The sequence below is a fragment of the Methanobrevibacter sp. genome, from assembly GCF_045541095.1.
In the GTDB taxonomy this organism is placed as follows: domain Archaea; phylum Methanobacteriota; class Methanobacteria; order Methanobacteriales; family Methanobacteriaceae; genus Methanocatella.
The window spans coordinates 1-4,688 of record NZ_JAZQIJ010000239.1; the positions used below are offsets into that span (position 1 = coordinate 1).

The window sequence follows — 4,688 nt, forward strand, 5'->3', positions numbered from 1 at the left end:
TTTTTCTCCAACTCCAAAAATAGTATTGCTGAATCCTATCCTATTTGCATTGGCAGTATTCTTCTTAACTTCGAATTCCTGGCCAATGGAATAATCTTTTTTTTCAAGAGTTTTTTCATCCATCACTTTCACTCCAAATCCTTAACATGCATATTTTTATCACAACTATATTTTATAGCTATTGCAACAAATTGCAATTTTATTGCAACTCAAATGCAACTGGATTGCAACTATTGCAATTGGAATTGCAACTCACTTTTCAGAATTGCAACTTTTGAACGATGTTGAATAGTGTTTAAATTTAGGCTTTACAAAAAAAATAAAAGGCCATTTGCTGTTTTTTGGGGTTTGCCGTTTGCTTGCAGGAAGGTGTAAGTATTATACTACTTATAGTGTAAGACATACATTTCCTTGGTATGCCACCATGGAAGTTCAAAATCATGACCTAGAGACATCCTGATATGCCGGTAGCTGTTTCGCCCACTCGCCATGTACTACAAGAATTTATATACATATGTGTAATAATTACAAATTGCAACTATTGCAACACCCGAATCCTTAACTGGAAGTGCAAGGAAAATGGGGTCAAAATTGCAATTTCTCCATTTTTGGATTTTCAAAATTGCAATAAATTGCAACAAAATTGCAATTCATGTATGGAAAATTGCAACTAAATTGCAATTTCTCTTTGACGTTAAATTTAACTTTCTTAAATTTTATAGTGTTCAATTTTAGATAGCATATTTTAAAAAATATTGAACAAACTAATAATAAAATAATTGCAATAATTGCAACTCTGATTCCGGATTTCATGGTGAAAATTTTGGGAGTTGCAATTGGATTGCAATAGAGTTGCAACAAAATTGCAATAGTTGCATCTGGAATTGCAACAGAATTGCAATAGCAAAAATGGTCAGAACATATAGACCAACTAATACAAAAACTAACATTCAGCATAATAAAATAATGTACTACACAAAACGGACACATTATATAAAAATTATAATACTTGAATATATAAATTAAATAATATGTCAAGTAATAGTATAGGCTGGACTTACTTTTGCCAGGGCATGAACTCAATTGCGTACTGGCTGATCCAGAACAAAAAGAAATATAAGAAACGGGATTACTACCAGATACTCAAACTGAAAGGTAGCTGTGCCGATGTTGAAAAGAAAGCAAAGAAATTAGGAACCAATAAGCTAGTGGCAATGTATACAATGGCGGCCATTAAAGACAATACGTCTTTAGACTTCCTTCCAAACTATGTAACATTAAAGAACGGCCTTCAGATAGATAAAGCCGAATATGTAGACATGGCCATAAGGACAGAAGCATACATCAAGGCCAATGGAAGATTACCTGCAATAGTATATAGGAAATCAACATTACCGGACTATAAAGACACTACAATGAATTTCTTTATCAAAACCTTCAATTATAAAGGCAATACCATTGATGAGGCCTTAGCTATTATAGCAAATAAAAAATTATATAGCAAATACTTCGATTCACAAAAAACAGATAAACAAACAATCAATGACGCAAGTAAAGGCAAAGGCTCCAACTGTGTAGACTGGGGACAAGTATATTACCGCATTGCCAAAAGCTTAGGCTATGACGTGCAGTTTGTCCACGTCAAATGTCGGGTAAGTGGTACTGGCCATATCAGATTAAGGCTGAGACATTCCAAACACACATCAGGAAACTGGATCAACCGTGACCCTGCAGCAGTAGCAGATACAACTTCAGGTAATGTCAGATCTATCTGGTGTGAAGACGGAAATGTTATAGCATATGATCCATCATGGATATTTACAGATTTATACTCAAGTTAAAGGTGATAAAATGAATTGCGGACAAGCTATTGAAGAATTAAAAAAATTCCCAAAAGATAAACCATTAATGATAATGGGATGGTATAGTATTGCAGAAACAGATGACCCTGAAGACATTAACAGCATATGTTATCTCAAAGAAATAGACATAGATACATTAGAAGTCACAGGTGAAATAAAAGACTTTGTAGCTATTGTTAGTGATAAATATCATGACATAGCAAGTGAATTTCCATAATGACATTAACAATTGGGTTCAGCTATTCAAAACTTAATTTCCGAATTGTTTTGATATATATCAAGGTTGGAAACTAACTCACATTTGGAAAATAGAGTCGTTAATGTTAATGTCAGTTAATTAAATCAAAAGAAAAGGAATATTAATAATTTTATTAACCAATATTTCCATATTTCTAATGGTTATAAAAATTTAAAAAAATAGTGTAAAAGGGAGTTTAAATCCCTTTATTTAATTTTAATTTTAAAAGTGATTGTTTTAAAAGCGGATGCTTTATAATTAGCATTTCCTTTAGCTTTGATTTTTACTTTCACTTTATAAGTTCCTTTTTTAAGGCCTTTTTTGATTGTGACTTTACCGTTCTTTTTGTTGATGGTGATTTTCTTGTTTCCTTTAACTTTTTTGTAGGTTAATGTTCCTTGGCCTTTCTTGGTGAATTTGACTACTTTTGTAACCTTAAGTTTCTGTGCTTTCTTTTTAAGTTTTGAGAATTTAACTTTAACAGTTTTAGCTTTAACTTTCAAAGGATTTGCAGCTTTGTTAATCTTAAAGGTCACTTGTGTAGTTCCAGTGTATGCACCAGTTCCAATAACTGTAATGGTATATGTTCCTGCTTTTTTAGGAGAAGCAGTAGACCATTCAAGAGTATAGTCAACACCTTCTTTAAGGATTAAACCGTTGATTACAGTAACTGTTGGTTTTTGGACTTTAGCATTATATGTAAAAGTATTTTTGGATAATACCACTTTAACGTTAGCTACATTAACAATATCACTTGAGTATTCAGCTTCAAGTATAACAGAACCTGTTTGGTTTGCACCATATGTACCTTCAATTATTAAAAATCTTTTATCAGTTGACTCAGGAATGATATCATCAGCACCTTCATAAAGAGATAACCATGTATATGTTCTATTATCATATCTAGTAATTGTGAAATTTGAAACTGTTTTATTTTTGACTGTAACTTCATTACTTCCGGCCTGTATTTGAGCAATAGCTAAAAGTTGATCAATTGTATCATTAGTTAAATTAGAACGAACAGCAGGAGGATTTGTATACGTGGATTTTACCGGACCGACAGTAATGTTTATTACACTTACTTCACCAGTACGAGCATCAGTTAATATTAATATACCAATCATATCCGTTTCACTTGAATCAAATGAATGATTTATTATTGTTGCTTTTCCATCTGCTGATGGTTCTGCATCATATTTCCAAACAGTCTTGATAATAATATTGTCCGTTACTGTGATGTTTTCACCAGGCTGCTTTATTGCATCCCCTACATTCCATCCGTAGAATACACGATACTCTTTTGTAAATCCACATTCAGGCAGTGTGTAGTTGGTATTGTTTGCAACACTGGTATTTGCTATTGTGCCTTCACCACCTGTTGCATTGAAACTGATGATGCAGTCACTGCTTGCATATTGTGCTTCAATTGTTACATTCACTAACACTATTACACTATAAGTTCCACTAATTAAAAGATATCTTGAAGGAGTTTCACTGTCATCTGAATCCATCCATGTATATGTCCTATTATCAAACCTGTTAAATATAGGATCTGAAATATTTTGATTTATGATGGTGATTTCTTTTCCACCGGATTCAATTTTAGCAATATTCAATAGTTGTTTTGTAGTTTCATTAATAGTATCATTTAAATCATAACTTAAAGGATTTGTATAATTAACATTTGCTGTAAGAGTAATGTTTTTTCTAACTACATTTCCGGTATCAATATCAGTTAATATTAATGTACCATTTACATAGCCTACACTTACATCAGTAGAATTGTTTTTTGTTGATGCCTTTTGCGGATCACTTAATTCATTATCATCCATGTCTTTAGTCTGTAAATCTGTTTCCTCAATTGAAGTTATCTCATCGTCCAAGTCTTGAGATAACTCCTCAGTATTGTCTGCTGTTATCGTGTCATTGGTGTCTTCAACTGCACTAACAGCCCCTATTGTTAAAATAGCCAGTAACAGAAATGTCACTAGCATTAGCTTTTTGTATTTCATTTAAATAACCTCAAATTAAAATTACGTATTTTTAATTAAAAGATAATTATATTTATAATAAAGGTTGTATTTAAATTAAAGACTTTTAAAGCCGTTATAATCAAAAATAAGAGTTAAAAATATGTTACATTAAAAAATACAACTTAAATAAACAGTAATTTAAAAATAACTGTTTAAATTTGACAGTCATTTAATTATAGTATATAACTTATTAACAAAATAATAAATTTAAAAAAATAGATTATAATGACCATTAGCTATTGGTATTGGAAACATAACATCTTATTTTCACATTAACGATTGGGTTCAGCTATTCAAAACTCCATTCCAAAAACCCTTTCATATATATCGCAGTGCACAATCCAATTCCTAATCAGGAAACATTGCCGTTAATGTTAATGCAGATTCAATATTATGATTAATTAAAAAGTAGCTATTGATTTGGTGGACATTACCATTAATTATTTTAATGCCATGATTAATGTTAAAAAATAGTTAGGTATTGTTTACACACTGTGTTGATTTAAAAAAAATAATTAACAAGAAGTTATTCATCTTCTTCTTTTATGTATTCAT

Annotated in this window: 3 protein-coding genes; 2 read left to right on the top strand and 1 reads right to left on the bottom strand. The window is 31.1% G+C overall.

Annotated elements, in window-relative coordinates; genetic code table 11:
* Positions 1-1,031: 1,031 nt before the first annotated feature.
* Positions 1,032-1,841, top strand: a complete 810-nt coding sequence (locus tag ACKI2P_RS10505; protein ID WP_407377406.1) for a hypothetical protein — start codon at positions 1,032-1,034, stop codon at positions 1,839-1,841.
* 10 nt (positions 1,842-1,851) lie between these two features.
* Positions 1,852-2,079, top strand: coding sequence for a hypothetical protein (locus tag ACKI2P_RS10510; RefSeq protein ID WP_407377408.1), 228 nt, complete (start codon positions 1,852-1,854; stop codon positions 2,077-2,079).
* A 227-nt stretch (positions 2,080-2,306) separates the two neighbouring features.
* Here the strand turns inward: ACKI2P_RS10510 and ACKI2P_RS10515 are convergent, their stop codons facing one another.
* Entirely contained in the window at positions 2,307-4,112 is a 1,806-nt protein-coding gene (locus ACKI2P_RS10515) for a hypothetical protein (protein WP_407377409.1), read from the bottom strand.
* Positions 4,113-4,688: the final 576 nt, after the last annotated feature.

Excerpts from the sequence above, each read along its gene's own strand:
- ACKI2P_RS10515 (WP_407377409.1), bottom strand. The coding sequence starts at position 4,112 with ATGAAATACAAAAAGCTAATGCTAGTGACATTTCTGTTACTGGCTATT.
- ACKI2P_RS10510 (WP_407377408.1), top strand. The coding sequence starts at position 1,852 with ATGAATTGCGGACAAGCTATTGAAGAATTAAAAAAATTCCCAAAAGAT.
- ACKI2P_RS10505 (WP_407377406.1), top strand. The coding sequence starts at position 1,032 with ATGTCAAGTAATAGTATAGGCTGGACTTACTTTTGCCAGGGCATGAAC.